Genomic DNA, 25832 nt, shown 5'->3' with positions numbered 1-25832 from the left:
TACCTACTAGAATTATAGTCCACTTTTATAAAGATATATAATAAAAAACATATATTCTGAATAAATTTATATTGTATCAATTTATTGGAGTTTATTATGCAGGAAATACTTAAATTACTTCAAGTTTTCTTGACTATTACTGATGTAGGAATTGCGGTTATGTTCCTAGCTCAATATAATGCCAGCTTTAAAAGACACAAGAAAAGAAAGCTAGAAGAAAAGCAAAAGAATACTGAAATGGTGGAACTTAATAGAATAAAAAAATTAAAAGAATCCTATTACGAAACACAAATAAAGGTGAACAATGCTATTTTGGAAAGGGAAAGAGAGAAGTCTAAGTAAGATTACATATTACATTTTAAACGTCTTAAAGAACTCTCTAACCTTATAATTATACTTGCAACTCCTATTAACACCATAGGAGTTATAATAATGCCGCTTAACGATACCAGTGTAGTATTCATATTTAATCTCCTTCCCTATAATACTATTTTAATTCTATTTTGCTTAATATAAACATTATAACATATATTGAGAATAATTATTACTATTTATTGAAAAAAATTATTATAATCGATTCATTTATATATAAAAAATGGCTCACATTGAAGAAATTTTCAATTCCTCAAAGTGAACCTGTTTTTAGCTTTATAATCTCATTTAAAAGTATTTTAGTTTAGGATATATATTCATCATGATTTTTTTCAAAGGTTTTAATTTGTTCTACTAAGTTTTCTTTGCTAAGATCATCTAGTTTTTCAATAAGATTATCTGTAGCTACTTTAACTTCTAAATCCTCTTTATCATATCGATGTAGAGACGCTAATCTAAGTAATCTTAAGATGTTTTTTCTGTTAGGTCGATTTTTATACTCATTAAGATACATATTTACATTACAATCTTTCTTAAACAAGTGAAAAACGCCACTACCTATTGCATAATAATAATCATTTATTAGGTATACAAATGGTTTCTTGCCATTTAATTCTAGAACAAGTTCTTCATTATCCATAACATAACGGCTCCTTTCTAAAATACCAAATTATATATTATATATCATATATTCTATAAAGAAAAATTTATACCTTTAAAACTATATAAATAATATGTAAACTTTATCTACTTTCATTATAACAAAAAGGAGTGTAGATATTATTAACACTCCATCGATATTTAAAATCTTCCATTGCATTTATATTATATTTAAAATTTGTTAATTATTATAAAAGTCTATATCCATAATATATTTTATTCACATTTTACTTTCCCTAAGAAAAATGTTGACCCGTCTCTATTTCGGAACCTAAAAATTGCTTGTTCTATCTTAATAGAATTTGTTTCCTCTTTTGCAATAAATTCAACTTTCATATTGTTAATATTAACTACTGGGTACCAACTACTATCATGAAGATTTATAACTTCTAACACATTCTAACACCTCTCAATTAATTATTTTAATTATATTAATATATATGTTAATTCTTTAATCTTTACATCATATTCTTTTCAATTTTTTATATACTTTATATGGACATAAAAGATTGAAAATATGTTCATTATCAACACTATATTAAAACAAAGCCCAAAATTTAAAAGAAGGGTTGATTGTTTCTTCCCTTCTTGTCTATGAATAAGCTATAAGAATTACCAGTTAATTGTTAATATAGATGTATCTTCATTTACAAATTCACACTCAATGGTAAATCCATTTTCCTGTAATTTTTCAGATATTCTTTTGATTATATTGCTGTCAACTTTATACTCGATTACTAAATTAACACTATATTTACCCTCTGAAGATGAAAAGTCAATTGCACTATATATATCATCTAATGTATCTTCAATTAATTGCTGAATATTTACTATTTCTGAATTCTTCCTATCTGCTAATTCTCTATAAAAACTAGCCATTTTGTATCCATTAGATTTTATAGCTGTAATATTTTTGTCAACCTTAATAACAATGTTATTACTTAAACCTTCTACATAATAAGTGTTTTTAAACAATTCTAAGTATCGAGATATTATAATATCTTTCGTAAATTCGGTGGGTACTGTTATCACTATATTTTCATCATTATCTATATAAGCATTTTCTATAAATCCACACCACGTTTTAAAATTAGATTCAGTTAGTTCTTTTTGTAAGAACTGTAGCACTCTCTCATTAACTTCTTGAATATTCATTCCCATACCTCCTATGCTTCCTGTAGAAGATAAGTTTAACACTTAATAAAATAAAAAAATAGAGAAAAATCTATTCTATGTATTTAAAATATATAGTTATACCACTACAGCTCATGATTTAATGTTTCATTAGAGTATTTATTAATTAGATCATGTTTTAGCATCCATAAATTTTGTGATAAATCAACATAATATTGATGAGGATTTTCAAACCTTAATACTTCATCCCATAATGTATTTACTTGCTCTTTACAATACTGTTTTATTTCTTCAATATTAGGAGACTTGTAGATACAATTACCCTTATCAAATATTTTTACTTGAAGTTCTTTGATATGATAATCCTTTAATACTGTCTTTTTCCATGTGTGTATAGGGTCAAATAATACATAGGGTTTACTTTCATCTATTACTTCATCACTTAAAGTCAATACATCTGCCATTGCTTTATTTGTTTTATTATCATAAAATCTATAAACTTTCTTATATCCGGGATTAGTTACTTTCTCAAAATTTTCACTTATTTTTATTCTTGGTTTTATATTATTATCTTCATCTATAGCAACAAGTTTATATACTCCTCCAAAGACTGGTGTTGATTTAGATGTTATGAGATTCTCTCCAACCCCAAAAGTGTCTATCTGAGCTCCTTGCTGTAATAAATCCCTTATTATATATTCATCGAGTGAACTTGAGGCAGTTATTTTGCAATCTTCCATTCCTGCTTCATTAAGCATTTTTCTTGCGATTTTTGATAGATATGCTATATCTCCACTATCTAATCTTATTCCTTTTAATCTCTTCCCCATTGGCTCTAAAATTTCTTTTGTCACTTTTATAGCGTTAGGGACTCCGCTTTTTAGAGTGTTGTAGGTGTCTACTAATAACACACAGGATGATGGGTAGGTCTCTGCATAAGTTTTAAATGATTCATATTCTGTATCAAAGCTTTGAATCCAACTATGAGCCATAGTTCCTACTGCTGGGATGCCAAACAATTCTTCAACTATAGTACAGGCAGTTCCCGCACATCCTGAGATATAAGATGCTCTTGCTCCTAATATAGCTCCATCATATCCATGAGCTCTTCTTGAACCAAATTCTAAGATTCCTCTGCCTTGGGCCGACCTAACTATTCTATTTGCTTTTGTAGAAATTAAACTTTGATGATTTATTGTTAATAATAACATTGTCTCTATTAATTGAGCTTGGGGAAGTGATCCTCTTACTGTTATAATTGGCTCATTAGGAAACACAACTGTTCCTTCAGGTATGGCCCATATATCACATTCAAACTTAAAATTTCTTAAGTAATTAAGAAACTCTTTTGAGAAGATTTCCTTAATTTCAAGATATTTTATATCATCTTCTGTAAATTTAAGATTATTTATATAATCTATAAATTGCTCTAATCCTGATACTATTACAAAGCCTCCATTATCAGGAATACGTCTAAAAAACATATCAAAATATCCTATAGTATTTTTCATACCAGTCTTTAAATAGCCATTTCCCATAGTTAGTTGATAAAAGTCTGTTAACATACTTAAATTTCTTTTTATATCAAATTGCTTATTATTCATAATATTAACAACTCCCTTTATTTTTTACTTATATATTCTTCGCTATTATTTAAATATCTATTCTTATAGAAATCCTTCTATTTTAAGTACCATCACTTATAAGAATAGATGGATTTTTAACAATTATAAGATTGCCATAGAAATGAAAACAGCGGAGTTTACAGAAAATCGTAAACTCCGCTGGAAAAACTATTGTATCAATCATACTATTGCTTCTCCATAACTCTTTTATACATGAAAAATCCTAAGATATCCGATAGAAACCACCCAACAACTATGGCCCAACAGACCCCAAAAAAACCAATTGATGTTCTGGCAAACCCATAAGCTAACATTACTCTTGTTCCTTGGGAAACAACAGTCAGCAAAATGGATATCTTGACAGCACCGACTCCTCGAAAGAATCCATAGAACATAACAATAAAACCGAGCAACACATAAAACACACTAACAATCCGCAGATAACCGACACCTACAGCAATAACGTCCAAAGATTCTTTTTTTACAAAAATAGAAATTAAGTTTGGTGCAAAGATAACCACCACAATGCTAATTGCCACTGAAATAGCAATAATTATTTTTGAAACTGCACGAAATCCCTGTCGAATCCGTTTTGTGTTACTGGCTCCTTTGTTTTGTGCCACATAGGTGGAAAAAGCATTACTTAAATCCTGCAAAGGTCTGTTTGCAAACTCATCAATTTTAGAACATGCAGCAAATGCAGCCATAACCGTTGCCCCAAATGTATTGACGAGACCTTGTATCAGCATCATACCGAAGCTGGATGACGATTGCTGTACTGCTGTCAAAACCGAATAGCCAGCTACTTCTTTAAATATAGATCTACTAAATACAATATCCCTACTTTTAAATTCAAGGAACTTCATGCGTTTTGCTGTATAGAGAGCACAACATAGGGCTGCAAGTCCTTGTGCAATAAATGTAGATGAACCCACACCAGCAACACCCATATCAAACACCATAACAAAAACTAAATTTAGAATAGTGTCTAGTATACAGGAGCCTATTAGAAAATAAAGAGGTGACTTTGAATCTCCAATTGAACGAAGCAAAAATGCACACGCATTATAAATGACCACAAATGTAAGTCCTGCAAATATATATTTTAGATAATCCGATGCATAAGCTGCAATTTCTGTTGGCATCTGATAAAGATCAATGATCTGTGGCATAAATACAGAAGTCAGAACAGTGAGTGCCACGCTTACAATCAAGATAAAAACAAAGGAAGTAGAAATCGTTTTTTTTAGTTCATCATATTTTTTCGCGCCATAAAGCTGTGAAAACAGTGCTGACACGCCCATAGCGAGACCTGTCAAAATAGACGTTATAAACGCCATCACTGCACCTGCTGAACCAACAGCCGCAAATGCATCTTTTCCTACAAATTGTCCAACCACAACTGCATCAACAATGTTATATAATTGCTGAAATAAATTACCAATAAACATAGGGATAAAGAATCGGATAATGATCCGCATTGGTTTCCCTTTTGTCATATCAAGTTCCATTTAAAGACCTCCTTTCTGATACAGTACATTTATTTATCCGTCGGTATATACGCGATTGCTAAGTCTCCCGTTATTGGATTGGTGTAAATCCCGCAATCTACTTCATATGTCCCCTTTATCAATTCTTTTGTTAAGATTTCCTCTGGTTCACCAAAAGCTACAATCTCACCGTTTTTTACCATATATATAATATCGCAGTAAGCCGCTGCCATTGACAGATCGTGCAAAGCCGCCAGTACACCGATATTTAACGACTTGACAATTGACAAAATCTGAAGCTGATATTTAATGTCTAAATGATTTGTTGGTTCGTCAAGAATTAAGAAGCTTGGTTCCTGGGCAATGGCTCTAGCCAGTATCACTCGTTGTTTTTCACCACCAGACAATGTTAAGTAACTTCTGTCCGAATATGTATCTAAATCAACTTTCTTAAGGGCATCCTCTACAATTTCGTAATCTCTAGCATTGTCAGATTCCATTAAGTGTTTATGGGGTGTTCTACCCATCATTACCATTTCATTAACTGTAAAATCAAAATTTAACTCATTAAATTGCCCTACTACACCCATATCTCTGGAAACAGTACGAGCTGTGGATTTTAAAACATCTTTATTTCCTAGAAACACAGTTCCTTTTTGAGGTTTAACAACTTTATAAATGCTCTTTAGCAACGTTGACTTTCCGCATCCATTTGGGCCAATAATTCCAACAAATTTATTGGATTCGACATGAATGCTAATATCTTTTACAATATCTGTACCTGATAGAACTACAGATATATGATCTGCTTTTAAATCCAATTTACTTCCCTCCAAACCCATAACTTTTTTTAACTAGCATATACATAAATACAGGAGCACCAAGGATAGATGTAACAATTCCAATTGGTAATTCACCGTTTGGAATAATGATACGAGCAAAAACATCTGTCCAAATCATAAATAGCGCACCAAAAATAATAGAAGCAGGAATAAGCCTTTTGTGATCTGAGCCCACAACACTTCGTACAATATGAGGAACAATGAGCCCAACAAATCCGATGATTCCGCAAGTTGCCACAAGGACACCGGTTACAACAGCTGAAATTGCCATATATAGTCGTCTATAAAAAGTAAGATTAACTCCTAATGTAGTTGCTGTTTCATCCCCCATAAGCATGGTGTTCATCACTCTGGACTGAAATAAAAAGAATATAACAGCCAATGTCACAACAAATACAAGTAGCGGAAGCATATCCCATTGCGCTGAAGCAAGACTACCCATTGTCCAAAAAGTTACGGAACGAATACCTTCAGCGTTTTTGGCAAAATAAATAATAAAGTTAGAAAAGGCATTGCACAAAGCATTAATCACTGTTCCAACTAAAATCAACTTCACAGAGGATGTCTTTCCTCCAATGCTGGCTAGTCCCAAAACAAGAAATGCTGCTCCCAATGCTCCAATAAATGCCCATGATGCAACTCCTAGTTTTCCAAGAATACCAGTGGTTCCAAAACCAATCATAATTGAGAAAGTGGCTCCTAGAGAAGCACCGGAAGAAATGCCCAGTATGTATGGATCTGCTAGTGGATTCTGAACGGATGCTTGCATGACAGTTCCACACAGTGCCAATCCTATTCCTGTAATCATCGCCAGTAAAATTCTAGGAAAACGTATTTGCCAAATAATATCCACAAACATCCCACTTAAGACCTCGTTACCGTTACCAATTTGAAGTCCAGTTAATTTATATAGCAATATCTGAAGCGACTGGATAAAAGGAATAGATACTTGTCCAATTGATACGGAAATTACGATAGATATAACAACAGTAACAAGTAACGCAATAATGATTCCTAAAAATATTAATCGCTTTCTCAAATTTCTTTCATAATTGTGAGAGATGCCATTTGCGGCACCTCGGTTTTGTGTTGATATCATGCTTATTCTCCTTTAAACAATTCGGGATGAATGAATTCTGCAACATCTTTATACAAGTCGGAACATTCAAGACTTCCACGAATAGCATTGGTATAGTCTGCAGTCATTACATTTCCAGTTTTTATTGCTGTAACATTTTGCAAATTTTCATTCAATAACAGTTTATTTTTTGAGACTTCACTGTCGGATTTTTGAAATTCAGTGACAATAATTTTATCCGGATTGGCTGCAATAATAGACTCTGCAGACATTTCTATATAAGTATCCTCTGATAATTTCATATATTCTCCACCTGCTCCCTCAATCATTTCATCAATCACACAAAGGGAGGGAGAATAATACTCATAGGTTTCCCGTCCACTGCTGGCTACCAGCAAAACCTTTGGCTTATCTTTTGCTTTTTCAATGATCTTTTGAATTTCACTGATTCTCGATTTCTGCTCTTCCACATATGCGTTGGTCTTGTCTTCAATATCTAATGCAGTACCTAGATTCGTAATATCTGTAAAGAATTCTTCAAGGCTACGACCAATTGTAAAGTTTATTGCCGGAAGCACCGAAATTCCCCGTTCATTCCAAAAAGAAATATCACCTAACCGATCTTCCTGAAATGCAGAAGACATAGAAATGATAATATCCGGATTTAATGCCAGAACAGCTTCTTTGGATGGCCATAAATCGGTAAGAATGGGAAGCTGAGAAATTTCCTTCTCATATTTAGAATAGGATTTATCAAGATAGCCCACGCCAACAATCTTGTCTTCTTCTTTAAAAGTTATCATCAGTTCAGCTAATGCTTGTCCAATGACTACAACTCGTTTAGGTTCTTTTTCAATTGTTTGAGTTATTTCTTTACCTGCATCTGTATAGACACTAAGCGTTACAGGGTAATGAATTTCACTTTCATAGGGCTGTTCTTGTGTCTTTATAGAATTATTTGTATTGTTATCACTTCTCGTATACGCATATTGTGAACAACCGGAAAAAATGACTAAACAGATGCTTGCCCCCAACAGAACTGATATTGTTTTTCTTATCATTTTCTTTCCTCCTAAATTTTATTTATGATGCTTAACCTAATTCATTTATATAGTATTTATTAAGTTAGTTATAGCTAACCCTAATGCAAAAATATTTATGTTTCTCATAAACACCTATGATTATATAGTGAAGCATCTTGAAACTATGCTGATAGACATGCGAATTTATGTTGAAAGAACGACTTTTGAATTTTTATCGAAAAATAAAAAACCACAGGCAAACGCCTGTGGCATAAATAATTTGAGATTTATAAATGGATCTTAATTGCTCTTTTGAAGCAAAGAGGATGTCCTATATTGTAAGGGAGTAACACCATATTGCCTTTTAAATGCGTAGCAAAAATTGCTGGGATTTGCATACCCTAGATCATAGGCAATTTCATTCACCGATTTATATGTATCTAATAACATAGAAGCAGCGCGTTGTAAGCATAATTTTCGATGATAACTGAAAATTGTATCTCCGTAAATAAATTTAAAACCCTTTGCAAGTTTTTTTGGATTAATTGCAAGCTTTTTTGATAAAGTATTAATAGTAGGTAATTCATATACATTATTCATAAGTATTTGTGGAATTTCTTTAATATGCTGTGTCTCATATTCACTTAATGCAATTATTTCTGGGGTGTCAATACCTAAAAGTTCATTTGAAACAATTTTTGAGAAAACCTCCATAACCTTGCTTTCGAAGAACAATACTCTTGATTTTTCTGGAAGACGGCAATTGTAAATCTGATGAAAAACATTGGCTATTTCAGGAGAAGTATTCACACCAAGATAATATTCAGAACGAATCTTATTCTCTAAATTTTCTATAGTATCCTCCCAAATTTCAATGCCTGAACTTCCAAAGTAGGAAGAAATAGCATTTTTTTCGGCTGTAATTGAGACACCCTGATACTTTTGATGTGCACAACGTCGCACCGTTCCATATGTATCACTAGACAGGGACACAGAAAGATCGTTAGTCCCAAAACATGTACTTCCTGTTTTTTCTTCCTGTATATAAATACATCCATCTACACAATACTCTATTTCAAAGTACTCTTGTGTTAAATCGAATACAGTTACTAAATCTTTAGAAAAAATAATATCAAAAATCAACAACATTACGTTTCCTATCAGATTGTAAACCTGTATGGAACCTTTTCCATACTCTGGTTTTATGTCATAAATAATGCCTTTACTATTTTTACTATTTGGTAAAAATCGAACTGTACCAATCTTCTCATGCATTTTTGCATACTGCATTAGCATATCTGTATAACCATTTTTAGAATTTATATAAAATTTATGTTCCATTTACAGGCTCCTTTCTTATAATTAAAAACCTATTCGGTTGCCGAATATTTTTAAGTTAGAGTATGCTAACTATATTTTATCATATCATATTCTTAGTATCACTTCCACTCTATATTGTTAGATTTGTAATACTATTAAAATCTAACTACAACAATTTAAAATTACTTAAATAAGCACCAATTTAGTACTTTACATCAGTGAAAAACCATATTTTTCAACATCAGACTTTCTAAGTAGTTGGTCATTTTATACATCTCACCGTAAAAAATAAACCACACATCTAGTAGCTTTTATAACTACTAGACGTATGGTCTAAAATTTCACTCTTAATATAAACTTCTTAAATATTGGTGCAGGTGAAGGGAGTCGAACCCCCACGCCGAAGGCGCTAGATCCTAAGTCTAGTGCGTCTGCCAATTCCGCCACACCTGCATAATATAAGTTAGTTATTTGGTGCGAAAGATGAGACTTGAACTCACACGGGGATACCCCACACGCCCCTCAAGCGTGCGCGTCTGCCGATTCCGCCACTCTCGCATATGATAACTAACAAATAAATTATATCACTAACTCCTATTAAATTCAATAATTATTTAGTTAAGTAAATAATCATTGAATTTGATTATCCATATTATTTTCCTAAATGAGCTAGAGTTCCTTTATTAGTTACTAGAGATATCTCACTAAGAATACTTAGAGCTATATCTTCAGGTGTTTCTCCACCTAAATCTAAGCCTATAGGTGTATACAAATTAGGTATATCTAAAGAATATCCATCTGCCTTTAGATTTGCTTTAAGCTTCCCTACCTTATTTTTACTTCCAATCATTCCTATATAATTTGCCTTTGAATTAATTACAGCTCTTAAAGCAATCTCATCATAAACATGACCTCTTGTAATTATAACCACATTGGATTTTTCATCTATAGGATAATTAGTTAGTTTTTCATTGATATCCCCTAAAATTAATTCATCAGCATCTTTAAATCTTTCCTTATTACAATAATCTTCTCTATCTTCAAATATAACTACATGATATCCTAGTATATGTGCTATGGAATGTAGTGGTAAGGCTACATGTCCTCCACCAACAATAAGTAGTTTTTTCACAGGAGCAAAAATCTTTATATATCCTTCAACTTCTCCACCACAGGCCATTTTTAATCCCTTCTCACTTTCAGTTAAACTAAAGGAAAATCTTCTATTGCTATTTTCTTTAATACACTCTTTACACAGGTCAATTAAATTTTTTTCTAATGCTCCTCCACCTATAGTACCAAGAACTTCTCCGCTCTGTACAACAGCCATCATAGTTCCTTCTCCTCTAGGAGAAGAACCACAAGCTTTGGTTATAATACTCAAGGCCACGATTTCTCCCTTTGCTACTTCTTTGTTTATTTTATCTAACATTAAATTTTCCATAATCTCACCTCTATTTTCCAAATGGGCATATAGGATAACGACATGTTTTACATTTTAAGCATAGCCCACCATGGCTTAATTTAACTATATCTTTTTTTGAAATTTTATGGTTACACATTATTCTAGGTAGTAAAATATCAAATACTGTGGTCTTAGAAAACATGCCACAGGCAGGTAATCCAACAATAGTTGCATCATCTTTATAAGCTAGCATAAACATAGCACCTGGAATTACTGGGGAGCCATAGGTTATGACTTCATTGACACATGCTGCAATTGCCTTTGGAGTAACATCGTCAGCATCTACGGACATACCTCCACTGGTTATAATAAAATCACATCCTTTATTTATTAATGATTCAATTCCTTCAGTAATAAGTGTTAAATCATCAGGTGCAAAGATAGTCTCATATACCTTGCAGTTATAGGCTTCTATTTTCTCTTTAATAATTGGGGCAAATTTATCCTTAATTCTACCTTCATAGACCTCTGTTCCTGTAACCACCATTCCAACTTTTTTATCTTGAAACTCTTTAACACTTATAACACTATGGAATGTTTCCATAATATCTTCAACTTCTATAATATATTTTTCCTCTAAAACTAAGGGAATTACCTTACAGGCAGCTAAGATGTCTCCTTTCTTCACCACAGAATTATTATGAATAGTACTCACTATTATGTTATTAATATTATTTATTTTTTCTAAAGCGTCTATATTAATTTTAACAATTCCATCACAGTTAGAAATTATGTTTACCTTTCCTTCTCCTACAGCAACGGGGATGGAATTTTCCCCATAGATAGCTTGTCCTATTCTTTCTGCACATTGCTCTTCGTGAAGAATTCCTTCTTTTAATTCTAATATATAAATGTGATTTTTCCCCATGGATTTAAGTTCAGAGATATCTTCTTCCTTTATAATATGACCTTTCTTAAATCTAGCTCCTTTAAATTCTCCTGGAACGATTTTAGTTAAATCATGAGCTATTACCATGCCAAGAGCATCTTCTACTCTAACCATTTTCATATTAATCACTCCAAATGCATTTTTTACCATTATAGCATTTTATGTAAAAAAAAACCACTAATTTAAACTTAGTAAATTAGTGGTTTTATAATAATATTATTTACTTTCTTTTATTGTTTTAAAATTAATTACAGCATTAAGTATTACGCCTGTTAAAGCTGCTAAGCTTACTCCTGTTATTGTGACAGTACTACCTACAGGTATTCCAATAGCTATGCCTGTGTACCTTTGTAAAGTAGTAGTTCCTAATCCTATTAATATTATAGAACCTATGACTAAAATATTTTTTCCATTTAATTGAACTTTATCATTTTTTAAAGTTTTAAGACCTATTAATGCAATCATGGAGAACAGCATTATGCTTATTCCGCCCATTACTGGGTTTGGTATAGATAATAATAGTCCACCTAGCTTTGCAACAAAGCCCAAGATTATTGCAAGTACTGCAGTTATTCTTATAATCGCTGGATCATAGTTTTTAGTTAAGGCTAATACCCCTGTATTCTCACCATAGGTAGTGTTAGCTGGTCCACCAATGAATGCTGAAAACATTGTTGCAAGGCCATCTCCTAATAGGGTTCTGTTTAAACCTGGATCTTCTATGAAGTTTTTACCAACCACTTGTCCATTTGTAGTAATATCACCAATGTGTTCCATTAGAACTGCAAGAACCACAGGTGCAATTATAAGTATTGCTGACATATCGAATTTGGGTAATGTAAAGTTTGGGATTGCAAGCACTGCTGCATTCTTTATAGTAGCTGTATCTACTAGTCCTATTTTAAGAGATAGTAAATATCCAATGGTAACTGCTATTAATATAGCTAATTGCTTTATAAATCCCTTACATAGAAATGTTATACTAAGTGCTAAGGCTAGAGTAATTCCAGCTATAATAAAGTTACTACTGGCCATATCTAAAGCTGTTGGAAGTAAATTCAATCCGATAACAATTATCATAGGTCCTACAACCTGTGCAGGAAGAAACTTCTTTATATTATTAACGCCTATCTTTTTCACCGCCAACGAAAGTATTACATAAATAAGTCCTGCTATAATTAAACCGCCTTGAGCATACCTTAAATCTCCACCATGAAGCTCTGCTGCAGTAACGATAACTGAAATAAATGCAAAGGAAGAACCTAGAAATGCGGGAACTTTTCCCTTAGTACATAGATGAAATATTAGTGTTCCACATCCTGCTGCTACAAGTGCCACTGAAGGATCAAGACCTGTTAATACTGGAACTAACACTGTAGCTCCAAACATAGCTATTAAATGTTGAAATGCTAATACCAATTTTTTAATACTTGAACTAACATTAGAGATAGATGAATTCCTTGATTCTGTAATTAAATTTTCTGCCATAATAAGACCTCCTGAATATTTTTAATATTAGGAGAAATTTCTTTCTCCCTTTCAGTATCTCAGTACTGATTAAAAGGTTAATAATTTAATATATAATATACTAGTATTGTAACTAAGCACTTTTCACAAATTCTTAGTTATAAATAAAAAAACTTCTCGCAAGCTCGCAAGAAGTTTATATAAATATAAAATATATTTACATATTTATTATACTCTTGCTAGCCTCTCTGGACTAAATTAAAGAATTTTATTTACTGCTATTCATTATAACTCATATATGCGATTTTCACAACCCGTTTTAAAAGTTTTTAATAACTCTATTTGAAACTTTCTCATTATTCTAAAGTCACTTGAAATAATTTCTATGTATACGTTATAATGAGACTAAGATGTATTAAATACAGAATATTTTTTATATTCAATTTTCATTTTTAGATGGGGGTGTATGTATGAACATACGTTACGCTGATAGGATTGGTAACCTAAAAGCTTCAGAGATTAGAGAATTGTTGAAATTAACTGAAAAACCTGAAATTATATCCTTTGCAGGAGGACTTCCCGCTCCAGAGCTATTTCCTGTTGATAATATGGAAATTATAATGTCTAAAGTATTGAAGGAAAAAGGACAAAGTGCACTTCAATATGCAGCAACAGATGGATATACTCCTCTTAGAGAAGTAATTGTGAATCAGAGAATGAAGCCTTCCGGTGTAGATTGTGATATTTCAAATATTATGCTTACTAACGGCTCTCAGCAAGGTTTAGAATTTTCTGCAAAGCTTTTCATAAATGAAGGTGATACTATAGTTTGTGAAAGCCCAACCTATTTAGGGGCTATTAACGCTTTTAAAGCTTATAATCCTAATTTTATAGAAATTGATATGGATGAAAATGGAATGAAAGTTGACAAGCTTGAAGAATTACTAAAAAATAATAGTTCCATTAAGATGATATATACTATTCCTGATTTTCAAAATCCTAGCGGAATAACTATGAACTTAGAAAGAAGAAAACGTTTAGCAGAATTAGCTAATAAATATGAAATTCCATTGATTGAAGACAGTCCATATGGTGAACTGAGATTCGAAGGAGAGAGATTGCCAGCAATTAAATCCTTTGATACCAATGGATATGTTATTAATTTAGGTACCTTCTCTAAAACCTTCTGTCCAGGTCTTAGATTAGGTTGGATAACAGCTAATAAGGAAATAATACAAAAATATATTTTAATTAAGCAAGGCGCAGATCTTCAGTGTAATACTCTAGTTCAAATGGCTACTGCAGAGTATATGCAAAAATATGATTTAAATCAACATATTTTAAAAATAGTTGAAGTTTATAAAAATCGTAGAAATCTAATGCTAAACAGTATAAAAGAATATTTCCCTGAAGGTATAAAATATACATATCCTGTTGGTGGATTATTTACTTGGGTAGAATTAAAAGAGGATTTAGATGCAGCAATTATAATGGAGGATTCTCTTAAAGAAAATGTGGCTTATGTACCTGGTGGCTCTTTCTTCCCTAATGGTGGAAAGAAAAATTATTTCAGACTTAATTATTCAAATATGTCTGAAGAAAAGATAGTTGAAGGTATTAAAAGACTTGGAAAAGTACTTAATAAGTATTATAATTAATAGATAAATTAATCATAAATCGTCTCATTTTAGGGAATAATATCTAAAAGGAGTGATTTATATGTATGATTCAAAGAATAAAAATGAAGAATGTTCTAGTAATTTAAAGGGTGATTGTATAAAAGATAGAGGATATTTTAAAACAGAGAATTATGGTTATGTATCAGCTAAAAATTCATATATACCTATAGAGAGTTTAATAGCTGATTTAAATAATAATTATTTAAATTAATTAAATTAATTAAATTAATGGGGGTTTTGTTAAATGAAATTTTCAAGCAGAATATCAGCAATGAAGTATTCTCCAATACGTAAACTTGCTCCTTACGCGGATGAAGCTTCAAAAAAAGGAATTAAAATTTATCACTTAAACATAGGGCAACCGGATATAGAAACGCCAAAAGAGTTTATGGATGCTATTATAAATTTTGATGAAAAGGTTCTTAAATATGCACCTTCTCAAGGATTAAATGTAACTATCGATAGCTTTATTAAATACTACAAACAATGGAATATAGACTTTCATAGTGATGAATTACTTATTACTAATGGTGGTTCTGAAGCCATTCCTCTAGTACTTACAGCTATCTGTGATGTTAATGATGAAATCATAATCCCTGAGCCATTCTATACAAATTATGAAGGATTTGCACAGAATGCAAGTGTTAAAGTTGTACCTTTTATAACTAAAGCTGAAGAAGGATTTCATTTACCTAATAAAAATGTAATCGTAGAAAAAATTACTGATAAAACTAGAGCTATAATGATTTCCAATCCAGGAAATCCTACAGGAGTGGTATATACAGAAGAAGAAATAAGATTATTAGCTGATATATGTAAGGAATATGACTTGTTTTTAATTGCTGATGAAGTATATAGAGAGTTTGTTTATGATGGATTAAAATACACTTCTGCCCTTTATATGGAAGATATAAAAGATAGAGTTATTTTAGTTGATAGCATATCAAAAAGATATAGTGCTTGCGGAGCAAGGATAGGATTAATTGGTTCTAAAAATAAAGAGCTTATATCTCAAATAATGAAGATTTGTCAAACAAGATTATGTGTACCAACTATAGAGCAAATTGCAGCAGCTAACTTAATAAATACACCTAAAGAGTATTTCGATAGAGTTAAGGCAGAATATGAAGCTAGAAGAAACATCCTATATAGTAAATTATCAAGTATTCCAGGAGTAGTTTGTGAAAAGCCTACAGGAGCCTTTTATATAGTTGCTAAACTTCCAATTAAAAACGCAGAGAATTTTGCTAAATGGATGTTAACTGACTTTAACTATAATAATAAGACAGTTATGGTTACTCCAGCAGATGGTTTCTATGCAACTAGTGGCCTTGGTATTGATGAGATTAGATTATCTTATTGCCTCAATACAGATGCATTGACAGATGCAATGGATATAATTGAAAAAGGTCTTAATGAATATATTAAAATAGAAAAATAATATAAAAGCTTAAGGTTGTAAATGACCTTAAGCTTTTATACTTTTCTTTTTAAATTCATGATAGGTATTTATTACTTCAAAACCCTTAGACTTATATAAGTTAAAGGCTATAATATTAGTATCCTGACATTTCAAATATACTTCATTATATCCTAAACTATAAATTACATTCATTAGATGATTTAATAGTACATCTCCTAACTTTTTATTTCTATGTCGAGGAAGTATACCTAGATTGACAATGTACATTTTGTTATCTTGTTTAATTATCTGACCATAACCCACAGGCTCATTATAATAGTTTATAAATATGCTCCCCATAGGAATATAATACTTTTGATATTGCTCAAATATAATATCCTCTTCTCTAATTTCCGTTCTATCTATTGAACTAAAGGCCAAGTTTTGTATCGTACATCTTTTTTTCTCATCCTTTCCAGCTCTAAACTGTTCAAAAGAAATTCCTCTTATAGGTACTTCACATTCTCCATCAATAAACTTTTTCATTTCAAAGATAACTTTATCTGGTATAACTCCTATTTCTTTTAATTGATTGATATCAAAATAATTTTCATTATGGCACATTATAAACTTAGCATTACCATCAAAAAAACTAAAAAGTAATTCGTAATATTCTTTATCTCTATATGATGGGAGAAGATTAATACAATGAATTCTATATGAATTTTTACCTATTTTATTGAACCATATAAATCCAATATATTTACTATTTTCTTTTAAAAATCGGACTTCTTTTCTAAATAAAAGCTTCTTAATGATGTTCTTATTCCTATAAAGCTCTTTTAATTCCTTCTTATGTTCCGTAGGTACATTCAAATAATCCATAAGACTTAAGTTAATATCATTTAGACTCTCCAATTTATACATAAGCAAACACACCTTTTTAAAAAACTACATATATTATTATTATAGTAAAAAATAGTAAATATACCTATAAAAAAATAAATCATCTAACAAATTTATTGGATGATTTATTTTTTATAGGTATATTAAAAATAATTAAACAGCTTTAATACTAAGACCTACTCTTTTTGATTCCTCATTTACATCAAGAATAACAGCCTTCACTTCTTGGCCAATCTTAAGTGCTTCTTCTACTTTTTCAACCCTTGCATCACTAATTTGAGAAATATGAACTAATCCATCAATGCCTTCTTCTAGTTGTATAAATGCACCAAATTCAGCAATTCTCACTACTTTACCAAGAACTATGTTACCAACTGGATATTTCTCTTGGATATTATTCCATGGATTATCAGAAAGCTGTTTAACGCTAAGTGCTAGCTTATTATTTTCTTTATCTAAATCTATAATTAAAACTTCTATTTTATCCCCTATTTTATATAGTTTAGATGGGTTGTTTACTTTATTCCATGACATCTCAGAACTATGAAGTAATCCATCAACTCCATCGATTTCTACAAAAGCACCAAAAGAAGAGATTCTTCTTACAATACCCTTTACAACTTGATCTTTCTCTAATTTTTCCCAGGTTTTTGCTCTAGTAAGTTCCATATCTTTAGATAATAACTCTCTTCTAGAACCTATGATTTTAAAACCATTTCTTTGTTTTGAAAATTCTATAATTTGAACTTTAAAGGTTTCTCCCACATATTTTGATAGATCTTCTATTTTTGTTAATTCTACCTGAGATGCTGGGATAAATACTCTTTCTCTCTTAAATGTAGAAACTAGTCCTCCCTTAACAACTTCTTTAACTACAACTTCAACTATTTCTTTATTTTCAAAAGCCTGTTTTAATAATTCTTGATTTTTTTCTCTATCTAATTCTGTGTTAGATAGTACAACTAAACCATCATCATTTTTTCTATTGATAACTTTAGCTTTTATCATATCTCCAATTTTTATCATATCTTTAAGAGAACTATTTTTATCCATTAAAAACTCACTAGCTGGTAGTATAGCTTCAGTTTTAGATCCTATTGTCAAATAAGCTTCATTATCATTAATTTTAAAAACTTCCCCTTCTAAGATTTTACCTACAGATATATTATTAGCATCTTTGGAATATTGATTATATAATTCCATTTCTTCGTTATTAAGATTTTTGTCAATTTTCATTTTATTAATTGCCTCCTTAATTACACTATCTGGAGTTGAAGCACCAGCAGTAACACCTATTTTTATTGTATCATCACCTTTTATTAAATTCAAAAGGGTATTATCAAACTTTTCTACATGATGTGTATTAGAACAGTTACTCTTGCAAATTTCATAAAGTTTAGTAGTATTAGAACTATTAAATCCACCCAATACTACCATAACATCAACTTCTTTTGAAATCTCTTCAGCTGCTTTTTGCCTAACCTCTGTGGCACTACAAATTGTATTAAAAGCAACAATTTCTTTACTAAGGGTAATAATTTTATTCAATACCTTCTGCCAATTTTCCTGTTTTTCTGTGGTCTGAGAAACTACACAAACTTTTCTAGAAATATCCTTTATATTATTACCATCCTTTGAAATAAGCGCAGTATTATCACACCACCCATTTATTCCAATGACCTCTGGATGATTCTCATCTCCAACAATAATTATATTATATCCTTTATTGTAGTGCTCCTCAACCTTTTGTTGAATATTACTCACATAAGGACAGGTAGCATTCTCTATAATAAGGTTAAGTTTTTTTAATTTATCAATTAAGAAACTAGAAACCCCGTGGGACCTAATAACTATTACATCTCCAGGATTTAGTTTTTCAATATCATCTACGCCTATAGAAAATATTTCGTTTTTTTCTAATTCTTCTACCACATCATTGTTATGAATTAGTGGTCCTAAGGTGTATATGGGCTTATTATATTTTTTTTTAAGCTCCATAGTCTTATCTACAGCCCTTTTAACACCAAAGCAAAACCCAGCTTTATCTGCTAATATAACTTCTTTCATCGTGATCACCTCTTAATTTACATTGTCAATAACATTCTGCACATGCCTTGATATCTCTTCCACAACATCTTCTATAGTAAGATTCGAAGAATCTATTTCAATAGCGTCTTCTGCCTTTACAAGAGGATCCAGTGGCCTACTGCTATCTATATAATCTCTTCTTTTAATTTCAGATAAAATATTTTCATAATCCACCTTTAAATTTTTCTCTACAAGTTCTTCATATCTTCGCTTAGCACGTTCCTCAGCCTTTGCAGTTAAAAATATCTTTAAGTTTGCATCTTTCAGTACCACAGTTCCAATATCTCTACCATCCATAATCACATTATATTTTTTTGCAATCTCCTGTTGCATATGCACTAATTTTTTTCTCACTTGAGGAATAGAAGCATAATTAGATACGTTGTTGCTGATATCTGGATGAGTTAATTTACTAGTAACATCTTCACCATTAACTATAAGGTTTTCACCTTGAAAATGCATTTCTAAAGTTGATAATAGAGAACATAATCTATCTATCTCCTCAGAATTTATATTTTTATTCATAGCAAACAATGTTACTGCTCTATACATGGAACCTGTATTTATGTACATTAAATTAAACTTTTTCCCTACAAGCTTTGCTATAGTACTCTTGCCAGCCCCCGCTGGTCCATCAATAGCTATAGATATTTGCATGTTTATCCGTCCTTTCTAAGATCCATAACAATAGTATATTCTCTTAACTAATTGTCATTAATTTTGCTTCCTGCTATAAATCCTGTGGATAATGCTATTTGAACATTATACCCCCCAGTATAGGCATCAACATCTATGACCTCTCCAGCAAAGCTCAAGTTATGAACTATTTTTGATTTCATAGTAGATGGGTCAATCTCTTTAGTATCTATACCACCTGAAGTAACTATTGCTTCAGCCACAGGTCTTAGAGATTTTACAGTCATAGCTAAATTTTGTGTAAGCTTTACTAGAGTTTTTCTCTGTTCTTTGGTTATGGAATTAACCTTTTGATTCTCATCAATACCACTTAACTTAATTATTATATCAATAAGTTTTTTAGGATATAAATCATTTAGAGAATTCTTAAAGTCTTTATTGGCATATAATATAAAATCATTCTGAACACGTTTATCTAACTCTTTTTCATTTAATGCAGGTTTTAGATTTATATGTATAGTATAGTTATCCTTGCTTTTAATTAAACTACTAGCACTAAGAACTAATGGACCTGATATACCAAAGTGGGTAAATAACATTTCACCAAGGTCTTTAAAGAGAACCTTATTCTTTTTATCTCTTAAAGTCAATTCTACGTTCTTAAGTGATAGACCTTGAAGCTCTTTAACCCAACCTTCGCTAATCTCTAGTGGTACTAGGGAAGGTTTTATGTCTATTATTGTATGTCCTAACTTCTTTGCAAGGGTAAGTCCATGTCCTGTAGACCCAGTTTGAGGATAAGATGCTCCCCCTGTACAAAGAATTACATAATCACCTTTAATCATTTTTCCACTATTTAATATAACTCCAGTAATCTTATTATCTTCATTCTTAAAGTCTTTAACTCCATCTCCTAAAAGAATTTCTATATTTTTTCTTTTTAATTCACTTTCCAGTGCCTTTATTATATCTGAAGACTTATCGGACATAGGGAAAACTCTATCCCCTCTCTCAACCTTTAAAGGAACTCCTCTTTCATTAAAAAAGTTCATAGTATCTTCATTGGTAAAAGTATATAATGCGCTATATAAAAAATGTGGATTTGTAGGTATATAGTCAAAAAATTCGCCTATATTTTTCCCATTTGTAACATTACATCTTCCTTTTCCTGTAATAAATAATTTTTTCCCTAATTTTTCATTACTATCTATTAAAATAACCTTATTACCTTTATCACTACTAGCTATGGCTGACATCATTCCCGCTGGTCCACCACCAACTACTATAACTGTTGCCAAAAAATCACCACCTGAATAATATTTAAAATTCTTCTATAGTATAATTTAATACAAAACTACATTTTATTCAATTGATTTTGTAAAATAAAGATATTTGAAATAGCAAAAAGGGTCAAAATGTGAAATATATCCAAGTAAAAAAGGAGAGAATTTTATAATTCCCTCCTTGTATTTATAGTAAATTATAAGGATTAATAGTTTCCTTGAGCGTGCATAGCTTCAGCAACTTTTACGAAACCAGCTATATTAGCACCAGCTACTAAGTTGTAACCAAATCCATAATCTTCAGAAGCTTTTTTACAATTGTTGTAGATATTAACCATTATTCCATGAAGTTTAGCATCTACTTCTTCTGCGCTCCAAGCTATTCTCATACTGTTTTGTGCCATTTCAAGAGCTGAAGTAGCAACTCCACCAGCATTTGCAGCTTTAGCAGGTCCTACTATAAGACCATTAGCTTGGAAGTATTGAACTGCTTCATTAGTACATGGCATATTTGCAGCTTCACATACATATTTAACTCCATTTGCAACTATTTGTTTAGCATCTTCAATTCTAATGTCATTTTGAACTGCAGCTGGGATTACTATGTCCACTTTAACGTTCCATGGTTTTTCTCCAGCATGGAATTCGCAACCATATTTATCTGAATAATCTTGTACTCTTGCACCTTTGTTTGCTTTTAGCATTTCAACAAGGTAATTTATTTTTTCACCAGTAACTCCAGCTGGATCGTAGATGTATCCATCTGGTCCTGATAATGTAACAACCTTACCACCTAAGTCTGAAACTTTTCTGCAGATTCCCCAAGCAACGTTACCGAAGCCTGAAACTGCAACTGTTTTTCCATTTAAATTTGTGCCTTCATGTTTTAACATTTCTTCGCAATAGTAAGTAACTCCAAATCCTGTAGCTTCTGGTCTTACTAAACTTCCACCATAAGATAAGCCTTTTCCAGTTAATACTCCGTTTTCAAAAGCTCCTCTTATTCTTCTATAATGTCCATATAAATATCCTATTTCTCTTGCGCCTACTCCAATGTCTCCAGCTGGAACGTCTACATCTGGTCCGATGTGTCTGTACAGCTCAGTCATGTAGCTTTCGCAGAATCTCATGATTTCAGCATCTGATTTTCCTCTTGCGTCGAAATCTGCTCCACCTTTTCCTCCACCTATTGGAAGACCAGTTAATGAGTTTTTAAGAATTTGTTCAAATCCTAAGAATTTAACTATTCCGATGTATACTGAAGGGTGGAATCTTAATCCGCCTTTGAATGGTCCTATACATCCATTAAATTGTACTCTGAAACCTCTGTTAACTTGAACTTTACCATTGTCATCAACCCATGGCACTTTAAACATGATTTGTCTTTCTGGTTCACAGAATCTTTCTAATAAATTAGCCTCTACATATTCAGGATGTTTTTCTAATACTGGTCCTAATGAATATAAAACCTCTTCAACCGCTTGGATGAATTCTGGTTCGCCAGCATTTCTTTTCTTTACATTTTCCAATACTTGTTCAATATAAACTTTAGTATCCATAAGTAATACCCCCTAAAAATTGAAGTTGACTTTAATTTATGTACTATAACTCCACCTTTTAAAAATGAAGCTATAATAATATCATGTTAGTTATATATATTCTACACAAATGAGGTTTATCCTTCTATTTTGTGACAATCGCGAAAGAAATTTTTCGTTTTAGAAAAACGATTACATTAACATCTCCATATTCATAATAAGACATTTATGTGTTTAAATCAACACAATTTTTAAAATTTTCCACTATCTTTAGAATTTTCCATCATCTTTAGAATTTTTATAAGAATAAACCTGATATTGTTGCCAAACAGTTTCTAAATCATTAAAGGTTTTAGAAATTTTATTTTTCTCTTTTAATCCTACTGAAATGATTAGTGAGTTAATCACACTTAAAGGCGCAACTAATGAATCCACAAATGAAGCCATATTGCTTTCTGCAATAAGCGTGTGATCTGCTCTAGTAGCAAGTGGAGATAATACACTATCAGTTATTGCTATTACATCTGCATTTCGAGATTTAGCAAAAGTAAGCACTTCCACAGTTCTCATGGCATATCTGGGAAATCCTATTCCAATTAAACAATCCTCCTCTGAAAGAGTTAGCATTTGTTCAAATATGTCACTCATACCATAGGATACAATCTTAACATTATCTAAAATTAAATTTAAATAAAATCCTAAGAAATCAGCAAGAGCTGCTGAACTTCTAAGTCCTACTATATATATCTTTTTAGCTTTTAATATACTATTCACCGCATTTTCAAAAGCATCATAATTAATTTTTTCTAGGGTTGTTCTTATATTGTCAATATCTGATTTCAATACTCCTTTAAGTACATTATTATGGCTCATGAAATCATTAGATAATTCAATCCTTTGAGCTGTAGTTAATTTATTTTTTATCAATTCTTGTAGTGCCTTTTGCAATTCTGGATATCCATCATATCCTAATTGGTTTGCAAATCTTACTACAGTAGATTCACTAACCCCTACGCTGTTTCCTAGTTTTGCAGCAGTCATAAAAGCAGCCTTATCATAATGCTTTAAAATATATTCAGCAATAAGCTTTTGTCCCTTGCTCAATCTCGGAAATTTCATTTGAATCATCCTCATAAGATCAAGATTGTTATTTTCCATTTTAACACTCCTTTGTAAATATATGTAGAAGTAAATATTTCACTTTATATTATTATGAAATTTTCACTTCATTTTAACATATAATGAAGCAGTATTCAATACAGATTTCATTTTATAGAGTTTTAAGATATTTCATAGAATCCTTTGTTCCGCCTTGGTATTTCTCCAACCTATGTAAAATTACACATAATTCAAAATTTATTAACAATCTCAGTAATGAAATTGCTAATAAAATCACATTCATTTTAAAATACTTATGTTAAAACAACTAAAGAGGATAGTTATTAACAACCACCCTCTCTATAGATATGCATTTATTTTTTTTCTATGACTAGCAAATAAGGAGATTTTTCGCTCCTGTTGATAAACTTATGTGACATCACTCCATATTTACTTTTAGGAAGTGATGAAGTGAATTTTAAAAGCTCTTCTCCCTCTATAGCTCCTGCTTCATGGCCAATATATACAGCAATTATTACAAAACCTCCACTATTTAATAAATGGAGAGCAGCTTCAATACTTTTTATAGTTGAGCTGTAGTTAGTAGTAATCGATTTATCTCCACCTGGAAGAAAACCGAGATTATATATTGCTACATCAATATTTTCCCTAACATACTCTTTTAAATTCTCATGAGAATCTTGAATTAACTCCACATTACTTTTATTCTTTGCTCTATAGTTTTCAATGGCTATTGATTGAATGTCAAAGGCATACACTTTTTTAAAGTGATCACTTAAAAAGTCACAATCAAAACCATTACCTAAAGTCCCATCTACCGCTATTATTTTATTGTCCACATATTTTTCTATTATGCCATGAGAAACTACACTAATATCTCCAACATATTTAAACATCTTTAGTTCCTCCGCTCCTTAAGTACTGAATCTCATTATTGGTTAAATTTCTCCACTGGCCTTCTTTTAAATTTCCTAGGTTTATTTTACCTACAGAAATTCTTTTTAAAGCAATAACAGGATGCCCCACAGCATCACACATTCTTCTCACTTGTCTATTTTTACCTTCATGAATTATTATTTCTAAATCACAATTATTTTTACCTTGCTTTAATATTTTACACTTTCCCGGAGCTGTTACATAATCACCAATATCAATACCGCTGGTAAACTTATTAAGTGATGATATAGATGGAAATCCCTTTACTGTTGCTATATAAGTTTTATCAATAGCTACTCTAGGATGAATTATACCATTATAGGCATCTCCATCATTGGTCAATAAGATAAGCCCTGAAGTATCATAATCCAATCGTCCTATAGGGTATATTCTCTCTTCTATTCCAATCAAGTCAATTATAGTTTCTCTTCCTTTTTCATCCTTTACAGAGGAGATGTATCCTTTGGGTTTGTTTAATGCTATATATATTTTATTTTCTACAGGAGAAATCAAATTTCCATTTACATATACTTTGTTTACATTTGGCAAAACCTTTGCACCCAGTTCTGTAATTGTAGTATCATCTACCCTCACAACTCCGCTAAGTATAATCTCTTCACATTTCCTTCTTGATGCTACTCCACATCTAGCCATATACTTTTGTAATCTTTCTTCCAAAATACCACTCCTATAGTTATTTACTTACCATTTTTTCTATTTCATAAATTGAATTATAAATATAAACTTATAAAAAATCAACTTTAAATAGCAGTTAAAAGGTTTAACATAAATATTTTAAAATCTATAATAACAATACTTAATAAAAAAACAGCTCAAATTCAGAGCTGTTTTTTATTTGGCGTTGTTTTAAATCATTGTTG

At 31.2% G+C, this 25832-nt stretch carries 25 protein-coding genes and 2 tRNA genes; 4 read left to right on the top strand and 23 right to left on the bottom strand.

What is annotated here, in order from left to right:
• Window positions 1-96: 96 nt before the first annotated feature.
• On the top strand, window positions 97-342 hold the full coding sequence (locus ACI48Q_RS10290; protein WP_474918991.1) for a hypothetical protein: 246 nt from the start codon (window positions 97-99) through the stop codon (window positions 340-342).
• A 334-nt stretch (window positions 343-676) separates the two neighbouring features.
• On the opposite strand, the gene ACI48Q_RS10285 is transcribed toward ACI48Q_RS10290, so the two are convergent.
• The 15 genes from ACI48Q_RS10285 to ACI48Q_RS10215 all read right to left on the bottom strand — a co-directional run bounded on the left by ACI48Q_RS10285 (window position 677) and on the right by ACI48Q_RS10215 (window position 13385).
• Window positions 677-1012, bottom strand: coding sequence for a hypothetical protein (locus ACI48Q_RS10285; protein ID WP_474918990.1), 336 nt, complete (start codon window positions 1010-1012; stop codon window positions 677-679).
• A gap of 236 nt (window positions 1013-1248) precedes the next feature.
• The gene (locus ACI48Q_RS10280; protein WP_474918989.1) at window positions 1249-1428 is read right to left on the bottom strand and encodes a hypothetical protein; all 180 of its coding nucleotides are present in this window, start codon (window positions 1426-1428) and stop codon (window positions 1249-1251) included.
• A 216-nt stretch (window positions 1429-1644) separates the two neighbouring features.
• Window positions 1645-2187 carry a DnaA N-terminal domain-containing protein gene (locus ACI48Q_RS10275; RefSeq protein ID WP_474918988.1) on the bottom strand — a complete coding sequence of 181 codons (543 nt, stop codon included), beginning with the start codon at window positions 2185-2187 and terminating at the stop codon, window positions 1645-1647.
• A gap of 104 nt (window positions 2188-2291) precedes the next feature.
• Window positions 2292-3770, bottom strand: a complete 1479-nt coding sequence (locus ACI48Q_RS10270) for a nicotinate phosphoribosyltransferase (RefSeq protein WP_474918987.1) — start codon at window positions 3768-3770, stop codon at window positions 2292-2294.
• Between the two features lie 82 nt (window positions 3771-3852).
• A complete protein-coding gene (locus ACI48Q_RS10265) occupies window positions 3853-3975 on the bottom strand; it encodes a hypothetical protein (protein WP_474918986.1) in 123 nt (40 codons plus the stop codon).
• 1 nt (window position 3976) lies between these two features.
• On the bottom strand, window positions 3977-5302 hold the full coding sequence (locus ACI48Q_RS10260) for an MATE family efflux transporter (RefSeq protein ID WP_474918985.1): 1326 nt from the start codon (window positions 5300-5302) through the stop codon (window positions 3977-3979).
• 29 nt (window positions 5303-5331) lie between these two features.
• Window positions 5332-6102: an ABC transporter ATP-binding protein gene (locus tag ACI48Q_RS10255; protein WP_474918984.1), complete on the bottom strand. Its 771-nt coding sequence runs from the start codon at window positions 6100-6102 to the stop codon at window positions 5332-5334.
• Between the two features lies 1 nt (window position 6103).
• Window positions 6104-7222, bottom strand: coding sequence for a FecCD family ABC transporter permease (locus ACI48Q_RS10250; RefSeq protein WP_474918983.1), 1119 nt, complete (start codon window positions 7220-7222; stop codon window positions 6104-6106).
• Window positions 7223-7224: 2 nt separating this feature from the next.
• The gene (locus tag ACI48Q_RS10245; protein ID WP_474918982.1) at window positions 7225-8262 is read right to left on the bottom strand and encodes an ABC transporter substrate-binding protein; all 1038 of its coding nucleotides are present in this window, start codon (window positions 8260-8262) and stop codon (window positions 7225-7227) included.
• Between the two features lie 261 nt (window positions 8263-8523).
• On the bottom strand, window positions 8524-9564 hold the full coding sequence (locus tag ACI48Q_RS10240; RefSeq protein WP_474918981.1) for a helix-turn-helix domain-containing protein: 1041 nt from the start codon (window positions 9562-9564) through the stop codon (window positions 8524-8526).
• Between the two features lie 348 nt (window positions 9565-9912).
• A tRNA-Leu gene (locus tag ACI48Q_RS10235) sits at window positions 9913-9996 on the bottom strand.
• 19 nt (window positions 9997-10015) lie between these two features.
• A tRNA-Leu gene (locus ACI48Q_RS10230) sits at window positions 10016-10101 on the bottom strand.
• Window positions 10102-10195: 94 nt separating this feature from the next.
• Window positions 10196-10987, bottom strand: a complete 792-nt coding sequence (locus ACI48Q_RS10225; protein WP_474918980.1) for an XdhC family protein — start codon at window positions 10985-10987, stop codon at window positions 10196-10198.
• Between the two features lie 10 nt (window positions 10988-10997).
• Window positions 10998-12017, bottom strand: coding sequence for a molybdopterin-binding protein (locus ACI48Q_RS10220; RefSeq protein ID WP_474918979.1), 1020 nt, complete (start codon window positions 12015-12017; stop codon window positions 10998-11000).
• A gap of 96 nt (window positions 12018-12113) precedes the next feature.
• Entirely contained in the window at window positions 12114-13385 is a 1272-nt protein-coding gene (locus ACI48Q_RS10215) for a uracil-xanthine permease family protein (protein ID WP_474918978.1), read from the bottom strand.
• 449 nt (window positions 13386-13834) lie between these two features.
• Here ACI48Q_RS10215 and ACI48Q_RS10210 point away from each other — a divergent pair, with 449 nt between their 5' ends.
• The 3 genes from ACI48Q_RS10210 to ACI48Q_RS10200 all read left to right on the top strand — a co-directional run bounded on the left by ACI48Q_RS10210 (window position 13835) and on the right by ACI48Q_RS10200 (window position 16484).
• Window positions 13835-15022 carry an aminotransferase-like domain-containing protein gene (locus ACI48Q_RS10210; RefSeq protein WP_474918977.1) on the top strand — a complete coding sequence of 396 codons (1188 nt, stop codon included), beginning with the start codon at window positions 13835-13837 and terminating at the stop codon, window positions 15020-15022.
• 61 nt (window positions 15023-15083) lie between these two features.
• Window positions 15084-15254 carry a hypothetical protein gene (locus tag ACI48Q_RS10205; protein WP_474918976.1) on the top strand — a complete coding sequence of 57 codons (171 nt, stop codon included), beginning with the start codon at window positions 15084-15086 and terminating at the stop codon, window positions 15252-15254.
• Between the two features lie 33 nt (window positions 15255-15287).
• Complete coding sequence (locus tag ACI48Q_RS10200) at window positions 15288-16484, top strand: pyridoxal phosphate-dependent aminotransferase (protein WP_474918975.1); 1197 nt, start codon at window positions 15288-15290, stop codon at window positions 16482-16484.
• Between the two features lie 27 nt (window positions 16485-16511).
• On the opposite strand, the gene ACI48Q_RS10195 is transcribed toward ACI48Q_RS10200, so the two are convergent.
• The 8 genes from ACI48Q_RS10195 to ACI48Q_RS10160 form a co-directional block, all read right to left on the bottom strand.
• Complete coding sequence (locus ACI48Q_RS10195) at window positions 16512-17372, bottom strand: GNAT family N-acetyltransferase (RefSeq protein WP_474918974.1); 861 nt, start codon at window positions 17370-17372, stop codon at window positions 16512-16514.
• 132 nt (window positions 17373-17504) lie between these two features.
• The gene (locus tag ACI48Q_RS10190; protein ID WP_474918973.1) at window positions 17505-19418 is read right to left on the bottom strand and encodes a bifunctional 4-hydroxy-3-methylbut-2-enyl diphosphate reductase/30S ribosomal protein S1; all 1914 of its coding nucleotides are present in this window, start codon (window positions 19416-19418) and stop codon (window positions 17505-17507) included.
• A 12-nt stretch (window positions 19419-19430) separates the two neighbouring features.
• A complete protein-coding gene (gene cmk, locus ACI48Q_RS10185) occupies window positions 19431-20096 on the bottom strand; it encodes a (d)CMP kinase (RefSeq protein ID WP_474918972.1) in 666 nt (221 codons plus the stop codon).
• A 47-nt stretch (window positions 20097-20143) separates the two neighbouring features.
• Window positions 20144-21373: a BaiN/RdsA family NAD(P)/FAD-dependent oxidoreductase gene (locus tag ACI48Q_RS10180; RefSeq protein ID WP_474918971.1), complete on the bottom strand. Its 1230-nt coding sequence runs from the start codon at window positions 21371-21373 to the stop codon at window positions 20144-20146.
• Window positions 21374-21564: 191 nt separating this feature from the next.
• Window positions 21565-22917: an NADP-specific glutamate dehydrogenase gene (gdhA, locus tag ACI48Q_RS10175; RefSeq protein ID WP_474918970.1), complete on the bottom strand. Its 1353-nt coding sequence runs from the start codon at window positions 22915-22917 to the stop codon at window positions 21565-21567.
• A gap of 249 nt (window positions 22918-23166) precedes the next feature.
• On the bottom strand, window positions 23167-24054 hold the full coding sequence (locus ACI48Q_RS10170) for a MurR/RpiR family transcriptional regulator (protein ID WP_474918969.1): 888 nt from the start codon (window positions 24052-24054) through the stop codon (window positions 23167-23169).
• A 314-nt stretch (window positions 24055-24368) separates the two neighbouring features.
• Window positions 24369-24911, bottom strand: coding sequence for a tRNA 5-(aminomethyl)-2-thiouridylate-methyltransferase MnmM (gene mnmM, locus ACI48Q_RS10165; protein ID WP_474918968.1), 543 nt, complete (start codon window positions 24909-24911; stop codon window positions 24369-24371).
• The gene (locus ACI48Q_RS10160; RefSeq protein WP_474918967.1) at window positions 24904-25629 is read right to left on the bottom strand and encodes a pseudouridine synthase; all 726 of its coding nucleotides are present in this window, start codon (window positions 25627-25629) and stop codon (window positions 24904-24906) included. The genes mnmM and ACI48Q_RS10160 overlap by 8 nt, the downstream gene beginning before the upstream one ends.
• Window positions 25630-25832 lie beyond the last annotated feature (203 nt).

It is taken from the genome of Clostridium sp. LXY-7, from assembly GCF_056172015.1.
This window is presented reverse-complemented; position numbering and strand designations above follow the sequence as displayed.